The organism is Coraliomargarita parva (genome assembly GCF_027257905.1).
In the GTDB taxonomy this organism is placed as follows: Bacteria; Verrucomicrobiota; Verrucomicrobiia; order Opitutales; family Coraliomargaritaceae; genus Coraliomargarita_A; species Coraliomargarita_A parva.
Genome location: NZ_JAPZEI010000007.1, coordinates 90779 through 114148 on the forward strand (window position 1 = coordinate 90779; position 23370 = coordinate 114148).

General features: G+C 56.9%; 22 protein-coding genes. 9 read left to right on the plus strand and 13 right to left on the minus strand.

Annotation, left to right across the window (positions count from 1 at the left end):
• Window positions 1-3: 3 nt before the first annotated feature.
• The 4 genes from O2597_RS11930 to O2597_RS11945 all read left to right on the plus strand — a co-directional run bounded on the left by O2597_RS11930 (window position 4) and on the right by O2597_RS11945 (window position 3107).
• Window positions 4-975 (plus strand): ParB/RepB/Spo0J family partition protein, encoded by a 972-nt coding sequence (locus O2597_RS11930; protein ID WP_269525100.1) that lies wholly within the window; start codon window positions 4-6, stop codon window positions 973-975.
• Window positions 976-1014: 39 nt separating this feature from the next.
• On the plus strand, window positions 1015-1485 hold the full coding sequence (locus O2597_RS11935; RefSeq protein ID WP_269525102.1) for an EVE domain-containing protein: 471 nt from the start codon (window positions 1015-1017) through the stop codon (window positions 1483-1485).
• Window positions 1486-1595: 110 nt separating this feature from the next.
• The gene (locus O2597_RS11940; RefSeq protein WP_269525104.1) at window positions 1596-2039 is read left to right on the plus strand and encodes a zinc ribbon domain-containing protein; all 444 of its coding nucleotides are present in this window, start codon (window positions 1596-1598) and stop codon (window positions 2037-2039) included.
• A gap of 54 nt (window positions 2040-2093) precedes the next feature.
• A complete protein-coding gene (locus tag O2597_RS11945; RefSeq protein ID WP_269525106.1) occupies window positions 2094-3107 on the plus strand; it encodes a transposase in 1014 nt (337 codons plus the stop codon).
• Between the two features lie 62 nt (window positions 3108-3169).
• On the opposite strand, the gene O2597_RS11950 is transcribed toward O2597_RS11945, so the two are convergent.
• Both O2597_RS11950 and O2597_RS11955 read right to left on the minus strand, forming a co-directional pair.
• Window positions 3170-5524, minus strand: a complete 2355-nt coding sequence (locus tag O2597_RS11950; protein ID WP_269525108.1) for an ATP-dependent DNA helicase — start codon at window positions 5522-5524, stop codon at window positions 3170-3172.
• Window positions 5524-6324 carry a hypothetical protein gene (locus O2597_RS11955; protein WP_269525110.1) on the minus strand — a complete coding sequence of 267 codons (801 nt, stop codon included), beginning with the start codon at window positions 6322-6324 and terminating at the stop codon, window positions 5524-5526. The genes O2597_RS11950 and O2597_RS11955 overlap by 1 nt, the downstream gene beginning before the upstream one ends.
• 148 nt (window positions 6325-6472) lie before the next feature.
• Here O2597_RS11955 and O2597_RS11960 point away from each other — a divergent pair, with 148 nt between their 5' ends.
• The gene (locus O2597_RS11960; protein WP_269525112.1) at window positions 6473-7417 is read left to right on the plus strand and encodes a UDP-glucuronic acid decarboxylase family protein; all 945 of its coding nucleotides are present in this window, start codon (window positions 6473-6475) and stop codon (window positions 7415-7417) included.
• A gap of 25 nt (window positions 7418-7442) precedes the next feature.
• Here the strand turns inward: O2597_RS11960 and O2597_RS11965 are convergent, their stop codons facing one another.
• The 4 genes from O2597_RS11965 to tkt form a co-directional block, all read right to left on the minus strand.
• Window positions 7443-8663 carry an MFS transporter gene (locus O2597_RS11965; protein ID WP_269525114.1) on the minus strand — a complete coding sequence of 407 codons (1221 nt, stop codon included), beginning with the start codon at window positions 8661-8663 and terminating at the stop codon, window positions 7443-7445.
• Window positions 8664-8665: 2 nt separating this feature from the next.
• The gene (nadA, locus tag O2597_RS11970) at window positions 8666-9619 is read right to left on the minus strand and encodes a quinolinate synthase NadA (protein WP_345783014.1); all 954 of its coding nucleotides are present in this window, start codon (window positions 9617-9619) and stop codon (window positions 8666-8668) included.
• A gap of 258 nt (window positions 9620-9877) precedes the next feature.
• On the minus strand, window positions 9878-10675 hold the full coding sequence (locus O2597_RS11975; RefSeq protein WP_269525118.1) for an ABC transporter ATP-binding protein: 798 nt from the start codon (window positions 10673-10675) through the stop codon (window positions 9878-9880).
• A 130-nt stretch (window positions 10676-10805) separates the two neighbouring features.
• Window positions 10806-12791, minus strand: a complete 1986-nt coding sequence (gene tkt, locus O2597_RS11980; protein WP_269525120.1) for a transketolase — start codon at window positions 12789-12791, stop codon at window positions 10806-10808.
• 175 nt (window positions 12792-12966) lie between these two features.
• Between tkt and O2597_RS11985 the strand changes: the two genes are divergently transcribed.
• Window positions 12967-13392: a phosphoribosyl-AMP cyclohydrolase gene (locus O2597_RS11985; protein WP_269525122.1), complete on the plus strand. Its 426-nt coding sequence runs from the start codon at window positions 12967-12969 to the stop codon at window positions 13390-13392.
• A 67-nt stretch (window positions 13393-13459) separates the two neighbouring features.
• Here O2597_RS11985 and lptE read toward each other — a convergent pair whose 3' ends face one another.
• From lptE to O2597_RS12020, 7 genes are all read right to left on the minus strand, one after another.
• Entirely contained in the window at window positions 13460-14023 is a 564-nt protein-coding gene (gene lptE / locus O2597_RS11990; RefSeq protein ID WP_269525124.1) for an LPS assembly lipoprotein LptE, read from the minus strand.
• Window positions 14024-14042: 19 nt separating this feature from the next.
• Entirely contained in the window at window positions 14043-15068 is a 1026-nt protein-coding gene (gene bamD, locus O2597_RS11995) for an outer membrane protein assembly factor BamD (protein WP_269525126.1), read from the minus strand.
• 8 nt (window positions 15069-15076) lie between these two features.
• Entirely contained in the window at window positions 15077-16078 is a 1002-nt protein-coding gene (locus O2597_RS12000; RefSeq protein ID WP_269525128.1) for a beta-ketoacyl-ACP synthase III, read from the minus strand.
• Window positions 16079-16106: 28 nt separating this feature from the next.
• Window positions 16107-17189 (minus strand): phosphate acyltransferase PlsX, encoded by a 1083-nt coding sequence (gene plsX / locus O2597_RS12005; protein ID WP_269525130.1) that lies wholly within the window; start codon window positions 17187-17189, stop codon window positions 16107-16109.
• Window positions 17190-17221: 32 nt separating this feature from the next.
• Complete coding sequence (gene rpmF / locus O2597_RS12010; RefSeq protein ID WP_269525132.1) at window positions 17222-17401, minus strand: 50S ribosomal protein L32; 180 nt, start codon at window positions 17399-17401, stop codon at window positions 17222-17224.
• Between the two features lie 113 nt (window positions 17402-17514).
• Window positions 17515-18171: an isoprenoid biosynthesis glyoxalase ElbB gene (gene elbB / locus O2597_RS12015; RefSeq protein ID WP_269525134.1), complete on the minus strand. Its 657-nt coding sequence runs from the start codon at window positions 18169-18171 to the stop codon at window positions 17515-17517.
• 54 nt (window positions 18172-18225) lie between these two features.
• Window positions 18226-19212, minus strand: a complete 987-nt coding sequence (locus O2597_RS12020) for an undecaprenyl-diphosphate phosphatase (protein WP_269525136.1) — start codon at window positions 19210-19212, stop codon at window positions 18226-18228.
• Between the two features lie 183 nt (window positions 19213-19395).
• Between O2597_RS12020 and trpD the strand changes: the two genes are divergently transcribed.
• The 3 genes from trpD to O2597_RS12035 are packed head-to-tail and all read left to right on the plus strand — an operon-like array spanning window position 19396 to window position 23274.
• Entirely contained in the window at window positions 19396-20460 is a 1065-nt protein-coding gene (trpD, locus tag O2597_RS12025; RefSeq protein ID WP_269525138.1) for an anthranilate phosphoribosyltransferase, read from the plus strand.
• A 12-nt stretch (window positions 20461-20472) separates the two neighbouring features.
• On the plus strand, window positions 20473-21825 hold the full coding sequence (glmM, locus tag O2597_RS12030; protein ID WP_269525140.1) for a phosphoglucosamine mutase: 1353 nt from the start codon (window positions 20473-20475) through the stop codon (window positions 21823-21825).
• A 39-nt stretch (window positions 21826-21864) separates the two neighbouring features.
• Entirely contained in the window at window positions 21865-23274 is a 1410-nt protein-coding gene (locus O2597_RS12035; protein ID WP_269525142.1) for a tetratricopeptide repeat protein, read from the plus strand.
• The last annotated feature ends 96 nt before the right edge of the window (window positions 23275-23370 follow it).

A 23370-nucleotide genomic window follows, 5' to 3' on the forward strand; every position in this document is an offset into this window, starting at 1 on the left:
ATTATGAGTTCCAAAAGTCGACTTGGCCGTGGTTTAGGCGGCCTGATTTCTGGTGCCGGCAACAAGCCTGCGTCGGACGCCCCAAAGCCTAAGGCCAGCCCTGCAAAAAAAGTACCGGTTAAGACTGCTGCCAAGAAAACGGTGGCCGCTCCCCAATCCGCTCCGGACGAGGGGATTGGCTATCGTGAGATCAAGGTGAGCGATGTGGTGCCGAATCCCTACCAGCCTCGCCGCGAAATTAACCCTGCCCATGTGGAAGAATTGGCCAAAAGTATTCAGTCGGAAGGCTTGCTTCAGCCGATCGTGGTACGTCCGAAGGGGAAACAGTACGAGTTGATCGCCGGCGAACGGCGGCTTCGTGCATTCGAGCACCTCAAGCTGGCTTCGGTGCCGGCCCGTATTATTGAAGCGACCGATGCCTCTTCGGCCACACTGGCATTGATTGAAAATCTGCAGCGTGAAAACCTGAACCCGATCGACGAAGCGCTGGGATATGCCAGCCTGGTACGCGATTTTGACCTCACGCAGGAAGCTGCCGCCGAACGGGTGGGGAAGGGACGTGCCACTGTGGCGAATGCCCTCCGCTTGCTGAGCCTGAATTCGGAAATTCAGGGCTATCTCAGTCGGCGTCTCATCTCGACTGGTCATGCTAAGGTGCTGTTGGGATTGGAGAATGATGAGCACCGACGTTTGCTGGCCCGTCGTATTATCGAGACGGGGATGAGTGTCCGTGAGGCCGAACAAGAGGTCCGTCGTCTTAAAGAAGGCGCAAGTAAGGGCGCGACCGGCACGAAGAAAGGAAAGGCAGGCGATGCTGAAAGCACCGCGATCCGTGACCTTGAAAAGCGCATTGGTGAGCATTTCAACACACGTGTTTCCATGAAGCACGGTAACAAAAAAGGGAAGATTACGATCGAGTATTTCGGCAACGAGGACCTCGACCGCATCCTCGAAAAATTGGGCCTGCAACATTAACTGGCTGTTCTCGCCACATCCCATTCGAACGGACCTGCCATGAAGTATTGGCTAATGAAATCAGAGCCGGATGTCTTTTCCTTCGAAGACTTGAAGAGTCGACCCGGTCAAACTGAACCGTGGGACGGTGTACGCAATTACCAAGCACGCAATTTCATGCGGGACGATATGCAGGTCGGTGATCTCATCCTGTTTTATCATTCCAACACGAATCCACCCGGGGTGGCTGGGATTGCTCAAGTCGCCTCCGAAGCCTATCCGGATCCGACCGCTTTTGATAAAAAGTCGAAATATTACGATCCAAAGAGCAATCCGGATAGTCCGCGTTGGGTCTTGGTCGATGTGAAGTACAAGGCTGATTTAAAGCGTCTGGTCGCGTTGGAGGAAATGAAGGCCATGCCAGAGTTGCAGGAGATGCGTGTCCTGCAGCGCGGCAATCGCTTGTCCATCACCCCTGTCACTCAGTCTGAGTTTGAAGCGATTCAGAAGGCTGGGATGGGCAAAGCCTAGTTTGTGACTCTATCCCAAACGAATTCTGCTTAGGGAATTTTGTTGCGATGCGCGACTCGGTTGTGAGACTTCTGTTTGATCTCTACCGGAGTTATACATAGACAACCCATATGAAGCGTCGAATTTCTGAAAAACGTAAGACAGCCTTTTATCTGGGCACAGGTTTCATGGTTGTGGGAGGCCTTCTATTTGCATCCACTTTTCTTAGTTTCTTCCTTCACTTCGGAGATTTCTCGAATTTCGAGGCGAATGCAAAATCAGGTATGCTGAGGGCATTCGGTGGTATGGCACTTCTCTTTATCGGAGGAATCGTTCGTTCGGCCGGGGCTCGCGGCCTGGCTGGTTCGGGGGTCGTGCTAGACCCTCAAAAAGCACGCGAAGACTTGGAGCCCTACAGTCGAATGACGGGCGGTATGCTCAAGGACGCCTTGGACGAGGCTGACCTGCACCTTGGCGCAACGTCCGAAAAGGTGATCATGATCAAGTGCCGCGCCTGCGGTCAACTCAACGAAGACAATTCCAAATTCTGTCAGGAGTGTGGCCAGCCCTTGTAAACGAGATTACATTTATAGCCTTATATAAGGGACAGGCTAAATAAAATAGTTGACATGGCTTCGTGTGGTGTGATTGTTGGGCAGATGCGGATGCGGCGGTTGAAGGTAAATGGGGTGCGTGCGACTTATCATTGTATGACGCGGACGGTGAACGGGGAAATGCTTTTTGGGGACCGAGAGAAGGAGGTCTTGCGAAAAATGCTCTGGCAGGTCGCTGACTTTTGTGGCGTGGAGTTGTTGACTTACTGCATTCTGGGGAACCACTTCCATGTCTTGCTTGGGGTGCCTGTGGCGGAGGACGTTTCAGATTCTGAATTGATGCGGCGCTATCGTGTGCTTTATCCGAAACCGACGAAATACCAAGTTGCGTCAGCCAAAGTGATGGAAGCTGAGTTAACTGCAGGCGGCGAGGAGGCCGCAGCGATTCGAAGCAAGCTGCTTGCGCGGATGGGGGACGTTTCGGAGTACATGAAGGCCGTGAAGCAGCGCTTCTCAGTCTGGTATAATCGAACCCACCAGCGTTACGGGACACTTTGGTCGGAGCGCTTTAAGAGTGTGTTGGTTGAAGGCGAAGGGACGCCGCTCCAGACTATGGCGGCGTATATTGATTTGAATCCGGTGCGGGCAGGACTCGTGGAGGACCCGAAGGACTACCGCTTCTGTGGCTACGCTGAGGCGGTGGCCGGATTTCTTGAGGCTCGTGAGGGGCTTTTGCAAGTATGGGTGGACCGTGTGCAATCTATGGGCGATGCGCTGCGTTCGCACCGCATGCTGATTTTTGGCAAGGGCTCTGGGCCCGGTAACGGGCATACTATTTCGCGCGAACAAGCGCTGAAAGTCTTGGAGCAAGAAGATGCTGTCCTGCCTCGGGCGACCGTTCTGCGCTGTCGTGTTCGTTATTTTACAGATGGAGCCATACTCGGCTCTAAGGAATTTGTCCAAGGTTTCACAGGTAGCTGGCAAATCGACCGCGGACGTAAAAAAACGCCCAAAGTACGTGAACTGACCGGGGCCAATTGGGGCAATCTTTCCGTCATCCGGGGACTGAGAAGGCAAGTTTTTAGCTGAGCGAATCAAGCACCGGTCGCTGGTTGCCCAGGTGAATATAGCAGCTCGCGGGGTAACATGACTTAAGACTGCAACCAATGTGCGAGTTCGTCAGCGGAACGAATATAGGCATCGCTCTGATATTCAGGGGCCAATTGTTCGTGATAGGCGGGTTCGGCGTAGCGTTTGCCGTGAAGTAGGATCCTTGCGTGTTGACCAGGGGCGCGGACGAGTCGGCCGAGGGCCTGGTGTATGCGGCGCATGGCGGGAATGATATAGACGTCACGGAATGCCTCCTCGCGCGCCTGTGAGGGGGACGCATCCATCCTGGCGTCCTGCACGCAGTTCACCTCTGGAAGGGCCGGCCCCACGACCATCGCAGTATGGACGCGGCCTCCAAGTTGGTCGACACCCTCGGCATAGCTGGATCCGAGAATGAGGAAGATGGCGTCTGCCATAAACAGGCCTTCTTCGATGAACTCTCTTTGCTCATTCAAATCGACTCCTCGCGGTTGGACCATGGCGCGCAGTCCAGGATCGGTTGCGCTGAGGTAGGCTTTGACGTTTTCCGCATACTGGTAGCTGGCAAAAAAGACCGCTACGGGCTCTCCCGGGCTGTAGTGGGCGAGGGCCGCCACCGTCCGGGCGGTGGTTTCATAGTATTGTTCACGTGCCTTGAGACGGGTGTCTACGCGACAGTCAATGGCGACGTCATACGCATCGTCACGCCAGGGCGCATGGCCGATCGCCAGGACCGCGGAGCCGGCCGGCGAATCCGCGGAGGCCTTCTTCAGGCCGCAGCTTGTACGAAAGGAATCGTAGGGTGCGAGCGTCGCGGACATCAGTATGCTGCCGCTGAAGGCCTGCAGGCATTCAGCTGTCCATTGACTGGCGTCCAGGCAGGTGGCCTTCATCATGCCGGCGGACGGAAGCCAATGCAGCCATTGCCAGCTTGGACCGGCCAAGGCTTTGGCCAGATCCGGGATCCGCCAAATGATGTCGAGCGCGAAGGGAGCGGCGGCATCAAAATCGAAGCGCGCCTCGCGTAATTGCCTCTCAAAGTCTTCACAGAGATCGAGCAGCAGGTATTGGCTGTTGGGTGAAAGCGCTTGTTGGATGGGCTGTGCATCGATCACTTGGCACAGTTCCCGCCCGGTCCGCAGCAGTTGACGGGGGGCGCCGGCGGATTCGATCTCCTCCAGCGCAAAGAGTAGTTCTCCAGCATTTAATGCGACACTTAGTGCATCGGCGACCCGGTCTGGGAGATTGTGGGCCTCATCAACAATCAGCAGTGTACGGGCGGGATCAAAGCCATAAGGTTCGCTGAAGACCGCGCGGCTGGCGGGGGCAAAAACGTAATTGCTGTCCCCGATCCATATTTCCGCGTAGGGCAGGCACGCCTTAGTCAATGCATAGGGGCAGATCCCGGTTTCCGCTCCCAGACGCTTGGCCTCGTCGAGTGAGAAATGACCGTCTTTGAAGAGCTCCGGAGTGTGCAGGTCCGCTTCGAACCAAAGTTGTCCCAGTCCTTCGTCGCAACGGCTGTCTCCGGTGCAGGTGTGTGCGGGACTTTCAATGCGATGCTCCGTACGGTTGCGCATCTGGATATAGCGAATCCCATCTCCGATCATCCTCCGGAGCTGTTCGATCGTCTGGAGCTGACCGGTGGATTTGCTGGAGAGGTAGATGCAGCGCTCGTACATTCCTGACTTCATTTGACGCAGAGCGTGTTCCAGTACGATTCCGGTCTTTCCGAAGCCTGTCGGCGCCTCGAGTAGGACGGTGCGGGATTGCGTAGCGGCGATATCCAGCGTCTCGAATAATTCAGCTTGCCCCTCTCGAAGTTGATCAAAGGCGGGCTTCAGTTCGAAGTCTTCGAGCCGCACTCGAGCGTGCCGACGATCATTGAGGAAAGGAAGCAAAGCATCCAGTTGCTGCTCGAACGTTGACTCATGCTCGGGTTGAAGGCGCAGTGTCTGAGTCAGGCCACTGTCGATGTCGACAAAGAGCAGTTCCGCCTTTAACTCATACTCGCGGTAATCCGGAAGAACGCGGGCGAGGCCCAGATAGATGGCGACTTGTGCGATATAATCCGGATAGCGGTCCCATAGGATTTCCTCCGCATCGGGAAGGGGGTGACGAATCGTTTTTACCTCACGAAGAACGAGCCCTCCCGCCTGTGTGGGAACGATCTGGTCAATGCGTCCCTGTATATCAAAGCGCCATTCCTTGTGTTGCCAGACCGCTTGGACCGGAATCTCGAATCGAGCTTCCGGATGGCGTGCCTGTGTCGCGCTCTCGAGCTCCTTGTGCCACTGTTGCCCGATGGCAGCACGCCAAGCGTGTCCTCCGCTTCGCTCAGTTTTAGGGGCATTTCGGAAGCCGGCCAGTTCGCGCACATTGAGGCGCACACGACGTTCCAGAGGGTCGATCTGCATTATCGTTCGGTGTGTTTCGAACGCAGCAGGGGGACGATGTCCGGCGGTTGGTTGAAGATTCCGGAGTCGATCTTCTGGTTCGTCTTGATCGACTCGAATGTGATTTTCCCGAAGGCCGAATCTTCTACCAGCAGACTTAGTTCCGTGGGGAGCAGCACCCCGTCCACATATTCAAAATGTGTGGCTCGATAATCCATGTATTCTTTCACGTTCCCGATGACTCCGAGTCCTCCGTAACGTATGAGCAAGGAAGTCTCCTTGTCGAAGTAGAACCAGCTTCGCTCGTTCTTGGGGCCATATCCGACCACGAGATAAGTCGGACGCCCGTTTACCCGCGCCGTGCTCTGGTACTGAAAGACATATTTGGGCGAGAGCGGTAAGCCAAAGGGCTGAATCAGCCAGCGTTGGCACTTGAAATGTTGTGCCTCCTGTCCGTTCAAGATCACGTGAGGCAGCACTTTTGGGAGCTGTTGCTGTTCCCAGGCAACCAGGCCATCAAAGGCGCGGACGACCTTGTAGTCGCGCCCCAGATGATGCCAGGTATAGGTCAGACGGCGTTTACCATCCCGTGTTTCTACCAGGGTAAACTGACGGGTCGTCTTACCTTCGACGATGGTTCCGCTGGCTTCGATATTAAGCAAGCGCTTGTGTGCCTTGCGTCCCCCTGAAGAGGCGAGGTAATTGTTGATCAGTTTCTGACTGGTTGAGTCGGAATCTTTCGGGCGCACGATCGCCGGTTCTTCCGCTTCCTCTGCAGGCTGCGCGGTCTCTTGGGAGGGGCCGGACGATTGCGCATCCAAACTTGATGCAAATGAGCATAGAAAATGCATCATCAGCATCGACATAACGAATGCTTGTTTGCGGTGTTTTACAAAAAATAGGGTTTCCATGCCTACAAGTCCCTTTATCTTTGCTGAAGTTTCGAAAAGCACAACCTGATAACCTGACATGCGTATATTAATCACCGGCGGTGCCGGATTTCTCGGGAGTCATCTATGTGATCGACTCATTGAACAAGGCCATGAAGTCATCTGCCTGGACAATTTTTTTACCGGCCGAAAGCGCAATGTGAGCCACTTGCTGGGCAATCCGAATTTCGAGCTGGTCCGGCACGATGTGATTGATCCCTTCAAGGCGGAAGTCGACCAGATCTATAATCTGGCCTGTCCTGCCTCACCGGTGCACTACCAGTACAACGCCATCAAGACGATCAAGACCTCGGTGCAGGGCGCGATCAACTGTCTCGGGTTGGCGAAACGCACCAAGGCCCGCGTGTTCCAGGCGTCGACTTCCGAGGTTTATGGGGATCCGGATCCGTCGATTCACCCGCAGCCCGAATCCTATTGGGGGAACGTCAATCCCATCGGTATCCGTTCCTGTTACGACGAAGGCAAGCGTTGCGCGGAAACCCTGTTTATGGACTACCACCGTCAAAATGGGGTCGATATCCGCATTGTCCGGATCTTTAACACCTATGGTCCCCGCATGTGCCCCGATGACGGTCGAGTGGTCTCCAATTTCATTGTCCAAGCCCTGCAGGGCAAGGACATCACCGTATACGGCGAGGGCCAGCAAACCCGTTCCTTTTGCTACTGTGACGACCTGATCAACGGATTTCTCAAGCTGATGAATCAGGACGAGCTTACCGGCCCGGTCAATATCGGCAATCCGGGTGAATTTACCATCTATGAACTTGCCGAGAAGGTCATCGCACTGACCGGCAGCAAGTCAAAGATCATTCACGAGCCTCTGCCTTCGGATGATCCGAAGCAGCGCCAGCCGGACATTACGGTGGCACGTGAAAAGCTCGGCTGGGAGCCGACGGTTTGCCTGGATGAAGGCCTAAAGCCGACGATCGAGTATTTTGACAAACTCTTGAGCGAGGAACGTTAAGCGAAGCGCTGCCCCGGTACATTTGTCAGTGCGCGTGGAGCGAGCCCAGTCGGCCGTGTCCACGGACGCACTCGAAGAGGGCCATTGCCACCACGATGAGGACCATGCCTACGATCGCGACGGTTGTGGGCATGGACATGCTGAGAATCCAATAGCCGATAAAGGGGGCGAGGGATCCGCGTACCCCCGTTAGCGCCATATGCACGCTCATGTACGAGGCCGCCTTGCTGTCTTCAGGAGCGATCTTGGTCACCCATAGGCTCCAGAATATCTTGCCGCCGCTCTGGGCGAGTCCGGTAAAGGCCATCCCCAAGGTCAGTAGAAAGAAGTTCCGGGTGAAGAAGAAGAAGGCGATGCCGAGGAGAAAGCAGAGATTGAGCAGGTTGCGGTTACTCACAAAATGTAGACGGTCAAAGAGGCGGCCCCAGATCCAGGTGCTGCCAAGACGGGCGATGGCAGGAACGACGATCATGAGGATGCCGATGGTTGTATTGTCTGCATTGATGCCAAACTCCGGATTGGCCAGATACTCGACGCGCATCGGCAAGGTGATGAGGTTGCCGAGGCCCAGCAGCATCCATGAACCCAGCAGATAGCCGAAAAACTTATCTTTCCAGATCAAGCTGAAGTTCTGCCAGGGATTGCCGACGTCCTTAATGGACAAGCTTCTGCTTGGTATACGTGCCATGAAGAAACCATTGGCCAATGCCGCGAGCACCATGATGGCGAAGATGAGCCGGAAGTAATCCAAATCCATGTCAAGAATGCGACCTCCGAGGAATGCGAAGCAGATGGCGGCCCCTGCGGTCAGCATAAAGGGCAGGGACATACGGCTACCGCGTTCGCCGGGACGGTAGTTGTCCGTGTAGACCTGCAGCATCAGGGGGCCCTGTTGGGCCGCCGTCATTTGGCTGGTAACGGCAAAAAAGGTGAACAGCAGCAGGGTTCCGGAAAGGCTTGCGCCGCAGAGCAGGAGAGCGGCGACACCCATGATCAGGCCGGAAGCCGGTCCCGGACGCGCCCTGAAAAGACCGGCAAGGTATAGCGTCAGCGGAGCGATCAAAAAGCCCAAGGGGCCGGCACCGGCAATAAAGGCTTTCGGACTTTCGCCTGCATTGAAGTAGCGAATTGCCACGACCAGCGCAAAAGTCTGCCATCCTGTTTCCAGAATGCCTTGGAACGCCGCGCGCTTGCAGTCGTTGCGATAGGTGAGCTGGGAGCGTTCGGTCTGTGCCGGACCGGACAAATTTAGCGGCTCCAGTCGAGCATCCGCTTGATCGGCAAGTAGGCCTTCTGGCGGATGTCTTCGGGCATCTCGATCTGCGGCGACATGTCGCGGAGGCAGTCACGCAGCTTCTCGATGGTGTTCATCTTCATGAAACGGCACTCGTTGCAGGCGCAAGTGTCGGTCGGGCCGGCAATAAAGGTTTTTTCCGGTACCTCACGCTGGAGGCGGTGGATCATGCCAGTCTCAGTGACCACGATAAACTGCCGGGCTTCGCTGTCGCGGCAGAAGCCGATCATCTTTTCGGTACTGCAGACTACATCGGCGTTATCGCGCACCGTCTCGACGCACTCGGGGTGAGCGACCACGAGCGCCTCCGGGAACTTTGCCTTCAGTCGCTCAATGGCCTGTTGGGTAAAGAGGACGTGGGCATAACAGGAGCCCGGCCAGAGCTTCATGCTGCGTCCGGTTTGCTTGGAGACCCACTGGCCGAGGTTTTGGTCGGGCACAAAAAGGATTTCACGGTCAGCCGGCACTTTTTCGACGATCTTCATGGCATTGCCACTGGTGCAGATCACATCGGAGAGTGCTTTGACCGCAGCCGAACAGTTGATGTAGGCGACAATGTACACGTTCGGGTTGGCTTCCTTGTAGGCCGCCAGTTGATCGGCCGGGCAGGAGTCGGAAAGGGAGCAACCGGCTTCCATCTCGGGGAGGAGTACCGGCTTTTTCGGATTCACGATCTTGGCCGTTTCCGCCATGAAGTGGACCCCGCAGAATACGATGCAGTCGGCATCCGCTTCCGCCGCACGGTAGGCCAGTCCCAGGGAATCGCCCACGTAGTCCGCGACGCGTTGGATTTCCTCCACTTGATAATTGTGGGCGAGAATGACCGCGTTGCGCTCCTTTTTCAGGGCGAGCACCTCTTTCTGGATGTCAGAGAGCGGAGATTCCCCGCTGCGCGGGTTGAATACCATCGGTTCGTAGTTGAGTGTAGCGGTGGCCATGGGATGGGAATGGATGAAAACGAAACAAGTTCGGGGCATGTCTGAGCTAAGTCAAGCCGTGTTCCGTCCGACAGCTTGGCCGCAGGAGCGGCTTAAGGCCGAGTTTGCGGTGCTTTGCGCCGCCGTGTCAGTTTGGCGTCCCGCCCGACAGAGGGGAATCCCGGCTCCGGTACTTCTAGGATTCAAGCAGCTTTTCGCTCGAGCGTTCCCATTCGGGGCAAACACTGGCTAGATCAGGTCCAGATGGTATCGCCCGTCCTTATCGCAGGACAGTCCCAGATCCGCGCCGAAGGTGTGACCGAGGGGTTCTGCCCGCAGGACCGTTTCCTTGGGGCCTGCGGCATAGGTCCGGCCACTTCTCAGAAGCAGGACATGGCTGATTTCCGGGATGATCTCCTCGACGTGGTGGGTGACCATGACCAAGCCGGGACCGCGTTTGGCGGAGGCCAGTTTTCGGAGGCTGAGCAGGAACTGCTCGCGCGCTACCGGATCGAGACCGGCACAGGGCTCGTCCAGAATGAGCAGCTTCGGTTGGGCCATGAGCGCCCGTGCGATGAAGACCTTTTGCCGTTCTCCCTGACTTAGGACTGCCCAGGGACGTTCGGCTAAGCGTCGAACCCCCATTTTTCCCATGCAACGCAGGGCTTTCTCGGTTGGCTGCTGTTTGCTCCGCGTCCAATAGCCCAGTTGTGCGGTTCCTCCGCTCAGTACGGTTTCCAGAGCCAGCTCATCCGCAGGGACGCGGCGGGTCAGCGAGGAGCTGACGATGCCGATATGTTGTCTCAGTTCGTTCCAATCCGCCTCACCGTAGCGTTCGCCAAGCAGCCGGATATCCCCGGACGACGGCATGAAATAGCCGGTTATCGCGGAGAGTAATGAGGTTTTACCACATCCGTTGGCGCCCAAAATGGCCCAGTGCTCGCCCGTTTGGACGGTCCATTCGATTCCCTGGAGGATCCGGGTCTGACCGCGGTACAGCTTGAGTTCCTCGACTTGAAGGATCGGTTGTTTGCATGTCTTGGGCATATGCGGGGCGAATGAATCCGATTGAAACTATTTCCGCAAGCGACCTGTGCCGCTTTCAGGATCTGGACTGTAGACAAAAAAAAGCCGCCCGAGACGGGCGGCTTGATTTTTAGAAGCCTTGTTCTGTAGATTAGAGCAGCGTCTTGGCGACCGCAGCGACATTGTCGGCGGTCATGCCAAGTTCGGCCATGACTGTGTCGCCCGGAGCGGAGATGCCGAAACGATCGATGCAGACTGTCTTGCCGGCGAGGCCGACGTACTTGCCCCAGGTGCTTGAGACGCCCGCTTCCACCGCGATGCGAGCCGCACAGCTGACTGGCAGCACGCTTTCGATGTAGTCGGCGCTTTGGCGCTCGAAACGTTCGAAGCAGGGCAGGGAGACGACACGGACACCGTCGCCAAGTTGCTCGGCGGCTCCCATCGCATGTTGTAGTTCGGAACCAGTTGCCATGAGGATCAGCTTGAGCTCGCCGCTTTCCTTCTTCGCGATATAACCGCCTTTCAGGACACCTTCACGTCGTTCCGAGACGCTGAGGCTGTCTTGGGCCGGTACGTTCTGACGGGTCAGGATGAGAGCCGTTGGGCCGTCTGTGCGGCTGATCGCAGCGGCAAATGCGCCTGCTGTTTCTTCCGCATCGGCCGGGCGGATCACATCCAGGTTCGGGATGACGCGCAAGCCGCTGACCGTTTCGACCGGCTGGTGGGTCGGGCCGTCTTCACCGACACCCACGGAGTCGTGGGTAAAGATGTAGGTGACCGGCAGCTTGGCGAGGGAAGCCAGACGGATGGAGGGACGGACGTAGTCGGCAAACACAAGGAAGGTCGCGCCGCTGGCACGGAAGATCCCGTCGTAAGCGATCCCGTTGCAGATCGCACCCATGGCATGCTCACGAATGCCAAACCAAATATTGCGGCCAGCCGGTTCCTTGGCGGAGAAGTCCCCGCCGTCCTTGATATAATTCTTGGTCGAACCGTAAAGGTCGGCCGAGCCGGTAATGAGCTGCGGAACAGCCTTGGCTACGGCATTGATAACCGTGCCGCCGGAGGCGCGTGTTGCTGCCTTCGTGCCGGCGTCAAATTCAGGAATCTGGCTAAGTAGGTCGGCCGGGACCTCGCCCTTGACCGCTACGTCGAGTTCAGCTGCGAGTTCCGGATTCGCGGCACTCCAAGCCTTGAAGGTGGCTTCCCACTCGGAGTAGGCCAGCTTGGAGGCTTCGGCCTTTTCGGCGAAGAATGCGCGGACTTCGTCGGAGACGTAGAAATGTTCTTTCGGCAGTCCCAGTCCTTCGCGTGCCTCGTCGGCAAACTTGGCGCCGCCTTCACCGTGACCACCCGAAGTGCCGGCGACTTGAGGGATCCCACGGGCGATTTCGGTCTTGGCAATGATGACCTTGGGCTTGCCGTTGTCGTTGGCCTTGGCCGCCAGGATGGCTTCAGTCACGGCTGCGATGTCATGACCATCGATCGTGACGGCATCCCAACCCTGAGAGGCAAAGTAGCCTTCCGCATTCTCGCTCTGGGTCTGCACTGCCATGGCGTCGAGGGTGACGTCGTTGGAGTCATAGATCAGGATGAGGTTATCGAGCCCATTGTGACCGGCGAAGGCGATGGCTTCCTTGGCCACGCCTTCCTGCAGACAGCCATCCCCGTGAAGGGCGAAGACGTGCTGGTCGAAAATGCTGTGTTCCGCAGTGTTGAACTTGGCCGCAGCGCGCTTGCCGGAGAGTGCATAGCCCACCGCATTACCGATGCCCTGACCGAGCGGACCAGTGGTTGCTTCGACGCCAACGGTGTCGCCGTATTCCGGGTGGCCGGGTGTTTCGGAGCCGAGTTGGCGGAAGTTTTTCAGTTCCTCCAGCTTGAGCTCATACCCGGAGAGGTGGAGCCAGGTGTAAAGGAACATGGAGCCATGGCCACCGGACAGGACGAAGCGGTCACGGTTCAGCCACTTCGGTTCTGCCGGATTGTAGCGGAGGCCGCCATTGCCGTAGAGAGCGGCACCGATTTCGGCACAACCGAGGGGCAGCCCCAGGTGACCTGAATTGCAGGCGTGCACGGCGTCGATGGCGAGGCCGCGTGCTTGAGTGGCTGCTTGTGCGAGGATTTCTTTTTGCATGAGTCAGTCTTTCGATGATCTATTGAACACTATGGGTGCAAGATGCGTTAAAAGCGGAAACGATGAAGGGAGGGGCTGGAATGAAAAGAAAAAACCCGCTTGACCGTCATGAATTTGCCTCATTGCCCCAATTCAAAACTCGACAGTTTCCTGTCGTCATGGGTAAAAGGCGCGCATGACACATGATGAATTGGAAAATGGTTCGGTCCTGAACCTCGATTTTACGAAGCTGCGCAAGGTTGCGAATTGTGATGCAGACGTACTTCCGGCCATCGCTCAGGATGCGAAGACCGGCGAGGTGCTGATTGTCGGCTATGCCAATCAACTGGCACTGGATACGGCGCTTGAGTGCGGGATGGCCACTTTCTGGAGCACCAGCCGCAATGAGCTCTGGATCAAGGGCAAGACCAGCGGGGACTACCTCAAAATCGAAGAGATCCGGGTCAACTGTGAGCAAAATTCGATCCTCTACAAGGTGACTCCGGCAGGCAAAGGCGCTTGTCACACCAAGAACAAGGACGGTGTCGCCCGTTCCGGCTGCTATTACCGCCGCATCACCGGCGAGGGGGCGCTTGAGTTCACCGATCCGGCCCAAGTCTAAAGTTTGGGACTCGTTTCGTCCGGATTCCCTCCATGTGAGGGAGTCTCGATGAAGCGGAACGGCGTCGTTACCAGACGCTGAGGACTTCGTCGGCAATCTTGCGTCCCAGGTCGCGGGCCAGACGAGTCATCGCGTTGTATTCCGCGTGGTTGTAATCCTGCATCTGGTCGATTTCCGAGTCTGCATAGGGATTATCCACATAGACCGAGCTACGGTCGTTGAGCTTGCGGTTCTTGAAATAATAGTCGCCGGCCTTGGCATTGTAGAGCGAGGCTTCGGCATAGAGGCGGATATCGAAGTCACGGGCGATCACCGTGTCGGTGCTTTGGCGGGCCGCCGATTTCCGGTCATAGTCCGTCAGGTTGACGAGGAGAATCGCATCGGCGTTCTCTTCGCTGGTCACGACCTTGACCCGGCCGTCACGGATGAAGGCCTCGCGGATCTGTGAGCTGACCAGTGCCTGTGCTTGGGGAGCGAAGCTATCGTTGGTCGCGGGTGCGATGTAGATCGACTCAAAAGGGAGTTGTGAGGCGGAGCCCGGCTGATAGTTGGCGCAGCCCTGAAAGAGGACTGCCATCGTCAACAAGAGGCTACCGAAGAAAAGGACGCAGGTTTTTCTGGCGAGGATCATGAGCCGGCCGGGGATCGGATTAATTCAGGAAAAGAAGAGTGCGGACAAGAGATGAACCGGTGGTCGGTCGGACGCCTGACTCGATGTCCGAAATACGTGCGCGCGCCTCATCCGCTGCTTCGGACTCCGGTGCGATGGTGATCGTCTCGTTGTAAAAAATGAGGGCGGCGGAGTTATTGTTGCGGTAGTAATAGTAGAAATCACCCAGGTTCAGGCGGCTGCTGGCGAGCAGGTTTTCCATTCGCTCCAGATCCGCTTCGACCTCACCGAGGTAATTACTGTCCGGAAAGAGAATCATGAAATCCTCGTAGTAGCTGATCGCCTGGCGGGTGGAGCCTTGGTCGTATTCCTCACCCTTGACGAGGTTGGAGTAGACCTGAGCCAAATTGTAATAGGCATCGGGTGCGAGGATACTTTGCGGGTAGTAATTGATCAGGCGATCGAGCGCATCAATGGCCAGTTCGGCGTCACCGTGTTCGTCCTCAACCAGTGCCAGATTCATCAGTGCCAGTGGCGCATAATCCCCATAGGGGGCGTTGCGGACGATCATCGCAAACTCACGGGAAGCTTCACTATACTGACGGAAGCCGGGAATGACCCAAAAAATACGGCCACGAGCCCCTTCCATCAGGGCTGTGGCGCATTCGAACTGGGCGCTGATGACTTGGTCGAATTCCGCGAAGTTCGGGTGGTAGGTGACGACTTGCTGGAGGGATTCAAAGGCTTTGGCCCAGCGTTCCTTGGTCATCAAGATACGGCCACGGAGGTAGAGTGCCTCACCGGAAGCAATCGCGGTCGGGTATTCATTGGCCAACTTCTTGAAGACCCGGCTGGCACCGCCGAGATTGCCGGCTTCCATTTTGAGCTTTCCGATGGACAGCAGTTCGCTGGCTGCGGCTTCATCCGTGGAATCGGCTACGCGAAGCATTTGTTCCGCCTCCTTGTCGCCGCCAAACCAATCGAGCGGATTCAGTGACAATTGCGCCTGTAGCGACGCGTGCCCGATGAAAAATGCGAGAAGGACGATAGAGTAGAATGAACGCATATGCTTGGTTATTGCCATTTGATCAGTGTGGAGCCCCAGGTCAAGCCTGCCCCGAAGGCTACCAGCAGGACGTAGTCCCCGGAATGGATACGGCCGGCGCGGTAGGCCTCGTCCAGTGCGATACCAACCGAAGCCGCCGAAGTGTTTCCGTAACGGTCCAGATTGTTATGGAACTTGTCCATCGGGATGCCCAGGCGTTTCGCCAGACTGTCGATAATACGCATGTTTGCCTGGTGTGGAATGACCAGGTTGATGTCGTCCTTCTTCAGGCCGAAAGGCTCAATGGCGTCCATGCAGGCCTGTCCCATGACCCGGACCGCTTGCTTGAAGATCTCCTTTCCACTCATCTTCAGGAAATGCTGGCGTGCCTGGATCGATTCAATTGATGCGGGGATCGCGCTGCCACCGGCAGGTTGGCAGAGTACCGATGGATTGGATCCATCGGAGCCACCGGTGCAATTGAGAATGCCGACACCGGTAGCATCGCCGCAGCCCAAGACGGCTGCGCCGGCACCGTCGCCAAAGAGTACGCAGGTGGTCCGGTCTTCGAAATCGAGGATGGAACTGGTTTTTTCCGTTCCGATGATTAGAGCCCTCTTGAACTGTCCGGAGCGCAGCATGGCGCTTGCGATACTCAGTTCATAGACGAAACCGGAGCAAGCGGCTTGGATGTCAAATGCGGTGACATTGGGCAGACCCAGCTTGCTTTGTACCAGGCAGGCGGTCGAAGGGAAGGGCATATCCGGGGTCATCGTCGCGACGATGATGAGGTCGATTTCCTCCTTCGCGATACCGGCGGATTCGATCGCTTTGCGACCCGCTTCGCAGGCCATATCGCTGGTGGTTTCTCCCTTGGCGGCAAAGCGGCGTTCACCGATGCCGGTTCGGCTGCGGATCCATTCGTCGGAAGTGTCGACTAGTTTGGCCATATCGTCATTTGTGACGACACGTTCGGGCAAGTAAGAGCCAGTGCCGAGAATGACGACGGATTGCGAGGAATGAGGAGGCATGAAAGGGACGACGGGTGAGGCCGCAGGCTTACGCCTCGGCAGTGGCATCGGTGGCGGCTTCGGCCGGAGATTGAATCAGTTGGTTAGCTTGTTGGATTTCAGACCGAATTGAGTCAATCATATCGTGCGTCACGACTTCACGAGCCACCCGCAGCGCGTTGGCGATGGCAATATAATTAGAGGAACCGTGTGATTTGAGGATGTTGCCTTGAAGGCCCAGCAGAGGGGCGCCGGCATTTTGGTCCGGGCTGAGACGCACACGCATGGATTTGAAGGCGGAAGCGGAAAGTGCCGCGCCGATCTTCCGTTTGATGTTGCGGAGCATTTCCTCCTTGATGGTGGTCCCGATGAAGCTGAAGAGTGCTTCGCTGGACTTGAGGACGATATTGCCGACAAAGCCGTCGCAGACCACAACGTCGACTTCGCCTTCAAAGAGCTGGAAGCCTTCAATCGGGCCGATATAGTTGATCAGGCCGTTGAGCCTGTCGAGATAGCCGTGTGTCTTGTTGATGAGGCTGTTGCCTTTGCCTTCCTCGGTACCGATTGTGAGCAGCGCGACGCGTGGGCGCTCAATCCCGAGCGCGGCTTTTGCGTAGTTGGAGCCCAAGACCGCGTTGTGCACGAGGTTTTCGGCGGTCGATTCCGGGTTGGCACCGACATCGAGGAATACGAAAGGTTTACGCTTGCTCGGTATGATGGAGGCCAGCGCCGGGCGGTCGACCCCGGGAAGCGGGCGCATGCGGAGGGTGCCGCCGGCCATGAGGGCCCCGGTATTCCCGCAACTGACGACCGCATCGGCCGTGCCGTCCTTGAGCAGCTCAATGGCACGGACCATGGAGGAGTCCTTCTTGCGCTTGAGTGCCTGGATCGGCTTCTCGTGCATGCCGATTACCTCGGTCGTGTTGAGGACTTTGATACGATCCTTGTAGACATCCAGTTTCCGCACCTTCATCAAGCGTTCCAGCAAGCGTTGCTTGCCTACGAGGATGAAACGGCAATCGAGGCGGAGTTCTTCGGTGGCATAAAAAAGCCCACGGATAAACTCAGTGGGCCCTTTGTCTCCACCCATGGTGTCTACTGCAATGGTGCAGTTGACTGCGCTAGCGCCCATAGACGGTTGAAATATTGAGTTAAGGTCGTGCCTTAGACTTCGACGTCCAGCACTTGGCGGCCGCGGTACATGCCATTGGCGGGGTTCACGCGGTGGGGACGGAAGCGGGTCCCGTCTTGCGGATCCTTGGCAAGCTGAGGCAGTTCGAAACGAACTGCGCCACGGCGCTTGCGGCTACGTTGCTTGGACTGTTTGCGTTTGGGCTGTGCCATGAAATATGTCTCCTTTTAGTAAATGGTTGTGGCTGCGATGTGTGCCAAAGGGCGCGGATTAAAGGGCCTAAAATCGCCCCGTCAAGCCCCCTTTATCAAATATTTCAACTTGCTCAGGCAAGCTTAAGTACTTCCGCGACAAGCTTGTTAATGCCGCTCTCGGCCTGAGTGATGGACTCGGCGAGCATGTAGGCGGGAGTGGTCACGACTTTGTTGGCCGGATCCACGACCACGTCATCGACCGGGCAGTTCACATGCTTGGCGCCTTTTTTCTCCAAGGCGGCTGCAGTGTCCGCATCGTTTCCGATGGTGAGTTGGACGCCTTTGCTGCCGAGCGCGCTGGCTGCCAGGGCGGGGGCGATGCACATAAAGCCCAGGGCTTTACCTTGCTCATGGGCGGTCTGGATAAAATCGACGATCAGTGCGTCCGTATCATATTCCGCCCCGTCGAACGCGAGCGAGCAGAGGTTTTTGGCGGCCCCGTAACCACCCACAAAGATAATGGCATCAAATTCGTCCGGGGCTAGGTCGTTCATCGATTCGATCGAACCGCGCGCAATGCGGGCCGCTTCCTCCAGGACGTTCCGGTTTTCTTCTTCCTCTTCTTCACCGGTCGCATGGTTGACCACATGTTTTTGGGCGATATCGGGGGCCGTGCAGGTGACTTTGGCGCCAGCGCGGTCTAGCGCGAGCAAGGTGAGCACAGATTCGTGGATTTCTGCGCCGTCGAAGACACCGCAACCGGAAAGGACAACAGCAACTTTTTTCATAATCCGGCCATGTTGAGAGAGCTTGAGCGCCTGTGCAACTCTACATCTACGGCTTTAACCCAGCACGAAAAATACCGTGATGCCGAGGGCGATCCGGTACCAGGCAAAGAGCGAGAGGCCATGCTTGTTGAGGAAGCCCACCAGCCATTTTACGGCTAGGGCTGCGGCGATGGCTGCGACCAGAATACCGATGAGGATGGGGCCGAGCGGGATGGTCTGCAGGATGAGCGGGCCAACGCTGAGCGTCTTATAGGCGGATGCGGCGCTTAGGGTGACCAGTCCGAGAAGAAAGCTGAATTCCGCCGCCCGCGTCGGGCTCAAGCCGACAAGGTAGCCGCCTACGATCGTCATCATGGAGCGGCTGGTTCCCGGCCACATGGCGACACACTGAAGGAATCCCACGAGCAGGCATTTCTTCAAGGAAAGCTCATGCAGGTCGGGGGTCTGGGCCGTCTCATGCACGACGGACTCGCCCCGGTGTTTGAGCGTGTGCCAACGGGTGACAATCAGCATGAGGATGCCGCCGGCGATGAGCGCAATCACCACCGGGATGATCCCAAACAGTACGGATTCGATGAACTCGTCGAGCAAGAGGCCCAGGACGGCTGCGGGCAGAAAGGCCACAATTAGGTTGAGTAGTAGTTTCAGGCCGTTCGGGTCTTTTCCCAAGACGCCGAGGACAATGCTGAGGATGCGCTTCCAATAGATGAGTACGACGGCCAGGATCGCCCCGAACTGGATGATGATTGCATAGGCGTCGGCTGCATTGCCCATGGTGAATGGAGCGGTGGTTCCGTCGTCATCCCCCTCGACCATGACCGGTGCTCCGTTGCGGTCGGGCAGGGGGGTGTCCGAATCGAGCCCCAGCCAGGCATTGGTCAAGATCAGGTGTCCCGTGGAGGAGACCGGCAAATATTCGGTGATGCCTTCGACCAGACCGAGTATCACGGCGTCCGTGTAGCTCAAAGAACTTTTGGCTTCATGTCGGGGGTCCAGTGGCTCCCCCTTGAGGTCCACTTGGCTGAACAGCACGTTCGCCACGCTTAATCCGACTAGGAAACAAAAGATTCGTCCGGCCCACTTCATCGCATTGGTTGTATGCCTTCCGACACGATCAATGGGAAGGCGGAAATCGTGACAATTCGATTTGTGATCGTATAGGGGCCATTCTTTATGCTTGTCGTACCCCACGGAAGCAATTGGCTAGCACTTCAGTTTCAATATATGTGCGCACTGGAACAACTTACGGAACAGGCTCAGACCGGAATTGACCTGGATGCCGAACAGGCACGCCAAGCGGCCCAGTCAATGGCGGATGAAAGCGTGGCGGATGTGGACAAGGCCGGTTTTTTAAGGGCTTTGTCGGCAAAGGGGGAGACTGCGGTGGAAGTGGCCGCCTTTGCGGGCTGCTTTCGTGAGCTCGCCATCGATCCCGGAGTGGAGCCCTGGGCCGGGCGGGCGATCGACGTTTGCGGTACCGGCGGGGACGGTTTCGGTACCTTCAATATCTCGACGGCGGTTTCCTTTCTGGTGGCGGCCGCCGGCGTACCGGTATTCAAGCATGGCAACCGTTCGATCACATCGAAATGCGGCAGTGCGGACCTCCTGGAAGCCCTCGGGATTCGGCTACAAGCGCCGCATGACGTCTTGCGGGAGTCGCTCGCCAGCCTAAATTATTGTTTCTTCTTCGCTCCGGCGTTTCATCCGGCTTTCAAGGCAATCATGCCGGTGCGTAAGGCGCTGGCGGCTGAGGGACAACGTTCGATCTTTAATTTGCTGGGGCCACTGATCAACCCTGGGTGCCCTGCGCATCAATTGCTCGGAGTCTATGCGGACCACTGGGTCGGTCCATTGGCAGAAGCGCTTGGCACGCTGGGATTGTCCCGGGGACTGGTCGTCCATGGCAAGCCGTTGCCCGACGCTGCACTCGACGAACTCAGTTGCGCCGGGAGCAATACTTACGCGGGCTTCGGTTCCCTTGCCGGGCAATCCGGTGCATTGGACGTACGCGAGTACGGTTTGTCCCCCTGTAATCCGTCTGAACTGAAAGGCGGCGACGTGGCGGATAATCTTGTTATTCTGAAAGACTTGTTCAGCGGGGACGCTTCGAAGGTCTCGACCGGCCTGCGGGACAGTGTGCTGTTGAATGCCGGAGCGGCGCTGTGGGCTGCGGGGGCGGCAGCGGACCTCCGGTCGGGGATCGAATCCGCCCGTAGTGTCCTGTCAAGCGGTGCTGCTCTCGACTGGCTGGACCGTGCGAAGGATTTCTACGAAGGTGTCAGTAACTAGTGAATTCGGGTTATGGGGAAATATTTCGGAACAGACGGCGTACGCGGCACCTATGGTGACACATTGATGAACACGGGCTTTGCCTATCGTCTTGGGTCTGCGCTGGGCCGCTATCTGGCTGCCTCAAAGCGCAATGCCATGCTCAATGCGGTGATTGGCCGCGATACACGCATGAGCGGTCCGAACCTTGTGGATGCCCTCGTGCAAGGCTTAAACAAGCACGGGGTTCATGTGCATGATCTTGGGATTGTCCCGACGCCGGCCGTCGCCCAGTCGGTGCTTGAGCAACTGTCCGATGTCGGCATTGCCGTCACCGCTTCCCACAATCCCGCTCAGGACAACGGGATCAAACTTTTCAACTCCAAGGGGTGCAAGCTGACCGTGGTCGAGGAAGACGCACTGGAGAAGCTGGTCGATGCGGAAAGCGATTCGCTGGATGATCGGCCTCTGGCGAAATCCTATCCCCTGGACGGGGCCGCCTTTTATATCAACTACCTGAGTTCCTTGATGGATCAAGGCTGTCTTTGTGGTTGGAAGATCGTTCTGGACCTGGCGAATGGTGCGACCTGTGAGACTTCGCCTGCGGTGTTTCGCCGCTGGGGCGCGGAGCTTATTCTGATCGGGGACAATCCCGACGGCGAGAACATCAACAAAGGTGTGGGAAGCGAATGTCCTCAGGCGCTGTGTCAAGCCGTGCGCGAGCACAAGGCCAATCTGGGGGTGGCACATGACGGCGATGGCGACCGCTTGGTCGTTTGCGACGAGAAAGGCGAACTGGTTGACGGAGATGTTCTACTTGGAATTTTTGGTCTCTATGCCCTGAAATCCGGAGCGCTCCGTAACAATACGCTGGTCGCCACCATCCAGAGCAACCTGGGGCTGGACCATGCGCTACGCCAAGCCGGTGGCCGTGTCGAGCGGGTGGACGTGGGCGATCGCAATGTCGCCCGCAAAATGCGTTCACTGGATGTGAATATCGGCGGCGAGTCCTCCGGTCATATTATTTTTTCCGACTTTGCGACAACCGGAGATGGCCTGCTGGCCGCGGTCAAGTTGGTTGAACTGATGTGCAAGACCCGTAAGCCGCTCTCTCAGCTCAGGCGTGAAATCACCTTGTTTCCCCAAAAGACCCTCAATCTGAAGGTGGCGGAAAAGCGTCCTCTGGACACGCTGAAGAAGCTTCCCCGGGCCATGGAAAAGCTGGAAGCCGAGTTTGGCGAATCCGGCCGGCTCCTGGTGCGCTATTCCGGGACTGAGCCGAAACTGAGGCTTTTGGTGGAGGCGGAGGACCCCAAAGTTGTGACAAAAGCTCTAAAATCCCTTGAAAAGGCTGCACGAGCCGATCTGGAGGTAATTGATAGTTGACCAACAGCAGTCTCGGGCTGAGCATGAAGTTTCGTAACCATGCAAGAAATTCCCCTAAAAGACCTTGATAACCGTCTACAAAAGCAAATCGAGAATGCTCGTAAGGCGGTCGATAAGAATCCGGCCTATGCCGTCGATATTTTGATGAATATCGTGAAGCGGCACCCCGAGTGTTTGGAAGCACGCAAGATTTTGCGCCAAGCACAATCGCGTGCTTCCGGTGGAAAGAGTAAGGGCTTTGGGAAGTTCCTGACCAAGGTGACCAGCATCCCGTTCTCAATCGGGAGTGAAGCGAAGGTCAAAAAGGATCCGGCGAAGGCGCTGGAGTCGGCTGAAGACATGCTGAAGGCAGATCCGTCGAATCCGGTGGGCCACAAGATCCTCGGTATTGCCGCGGAGGCTCTGGAATTGAACGAGACGGCCGCTTACGCCTACGAAGAACTGTACAAGATCGACGACGGCAACATGGACAATGTCAAATTGTTGATGGGTGCCTATATCCGTATCGGCAAGACCGAGGACGCCATTCGTCTGGGCGACACCGCGTATCGCCGGGATCCCAGTGACGACGAAATCCAGGGGCTGATCAAAAAGGCCTCGGTGGAGCAATCGATCGAAAAGGGCAAGTGGGAGGAAGAGAAGAGCTTCCGCGAAAAGCTCAAGGACGAAGAAGAGGCCCAGAAGTTGGAGCAGGCCAGCCGTGCCCGTACCGGTGAAGCCGGATTGCGCTCCCTCATCGCGGACGCCCTCAAGGCAGTCGAGGCCGAGCCCGACAATATCAATTTCTATCGCGAACTCTCCAGCCACTACCGCAAGCTAGGTGAATTTGACAGTGCACTGGAATGGATCGAGAAGGCCCGCCAACTTGAATCCGGTCGTGCCGACGTGAATTTGGAACGCATGGCCGGTGCGCTGAAGCGTGAGAAGATGCAAAAGGCCATTGCAGATGCCGAAGCCGAGTTGGAAGCGACTCCGGGCGATGCCGCTTTGGAGGCCAAACTCAAGGAATTACAGGCCGAGGAGCGCAGTTTCCGTCTTGAGCAGGCCGAGCTACTGGTCCAGCGCTATCCGAACGAGTTCAGCTATCGCTTCGAACTGGGCGAGCTTTACTTCGAAGATGGCGAAACGGACAAGGCCATCAAGGAACTGCAATTGGCGCTTCGTGCTCCGAAGGTCCGGATCAATTCCTTGATCCTTCTGGGCAAGGCATATAAGGCCAAGGGCTTCCACGATTTGGCCGCTGAACAGCTGACCACAGCCAAGGCTGAAATTCCGGGTGTGACCGAGCAGAAGAAAGACGTTCTTTACGAGCTCGGTGAATGCTACGAATCACAGGGCGACATGGACAAGGCCATGGTCGAGTTCAAGGCACTCTACGGTGCGGACATCAGCTACCGCGACGTGGCCCAGAAGATCGACGACTTCTACTCGAAGAAGAACGCATCCTGAGGCACGAATGGTACGCCCTTAAGGGAGGGCGATTGTCCCCAATCGCCGCGATTCGACAGAGCGAGCTCAGATGAACACGACCTCTTTCCGCAGCGC